Source organism: Azospirillum sp. B4, assembly GCF_000333275.1.
Lineage (GTDB): Bacteria > Pseudomonadota > Alphaproteobacteria > Azospirillales > Azospirillaceae > Nitrospirillum.
This window is the reverse complement of the sequence record NZ_BACU01000042.1, coordinates 1-1,162: the sequence shown is the minus strand read 5'-3', so window position 1 is coordinate 1,162 and position 1,162 is coordinate 1. Positions and strand designations below refer to the sequence as shown.

The 1,162-nt window shown below is 71.3% G+C and carries 1 protein-coding gene; it reads right to left on the bottom strand.

The window, feature by feature from the left end:
- Positions 1 to 40: 40 nt before the first annotated feature.
- Positions 41 to 1,054 carry a lipopolysaccharide assembly protein LapB gene (locus I55_RS01765; protein WP_286364280.1) on the bottom strand — a complete coding sequence of 338 codons (1,014 nt, stop codon included), beginning with the start codon at positions 1,052 to 1,054 and terminating at the stop codon, positions 41 to 43.
- Positions 1,055 to 1,162: the final 108 nt, after the last annotated feature.

Genomic DNA, 1,162 nt, shown 5'->3' with positions numbered 1-1,162 from the left:
GCCCAGCACGGCACGACCCGCCGTAGAGCGGCAGGGGTCCTTATAGCGGGCACGGCCGCGTTGTTGTCGGAGCGTGCCAGGGCATGTCCCCCAGGCTCTGGATGCAGTTGGCTTCGCCCAGCACGGCACCGACCCGCCGGTAGAGCGGCAGGGCGTCCTCATAGCGGGCACGGGCGGCGTCGTGGTCGGAGCGTGCCAGGGCGATGTCCCCCAGGCTCTGGATGCAGTTGGCTTCGCCCAGCACGGCACCGACCCGCCGGTAGAGCGGCAGGGCGTCCTCATAGCGGGCACGGGCGGCGGCGTGGTCGGAGCGTGCCAGGGCGATGTTCCCCAGGCTCTTGATGCAGTTGGCTTCGCCCAGCACGTCACCGACCCGCCGGTAGAGCGGCAGGGCGTCCTCATAGCGGGCACGGGCGGCGTCGTGGTCGGAGCGTGCCAGGGCGATGTCCCCCAGGCTCTGGATGCAGTTGGCTTCGCCCAGCACGGCACCGACCCGCCGGTAGAGCGGCAGGGCGTCCTCATAGCGGGCACGGGCGGCGTCGTGGTCGGAGCGTCTTAGGGCGATGTCCCCCAGGCTCTGGATGCAGTTGGCTTCGCCCAGCACGGCACCGACCCGCCGGTAGAGCGGCAGGGCGTCCTCATAGCGGGCACGGGCGGCGGCGTGGTCGGAGCGTTTCAGGGCGATGTCCCCCAGGCTCTTGATGCAGTTGGCTTCGCCCAGCACGGCACCGACCCGCCGGTAGAGCGGCAGGGCGTCCTCATAGCGGGCACGGGCGGCGGCGTGGTCGGAGCGTTCCAGGGCGATGTCCCCCAGGCTCTTGATGCAGTTGGCTTCGCCCAGCACGTCACCGACCCGCCGGTAGAGCGGCAGGGCGTCCTCATAGCGGGCGCGGGCGGCGTCGTGGTCGGAGCGTTCCAGGGCGATGTCCCCCAGGCTCTGGATGCAGTTGGCTTCGCCCAGCACGGCACCGACCCGCCGGTAGAGCGGCAGGGCGTCCTCATAGCGGGCACGGGCGGCGTCGTGGTCGGAGCGTGCCAGGGCGATGTCCCCCAGGCTCTGGATGCAGTTGGGTTCGCCCAGAACGGCACCGAACCCGCCGGTAAAACGCCAGGGCCGTCCTCATAACGGGCACGGGCGGCGTCTTGGTCGGAGCGGTCCAGG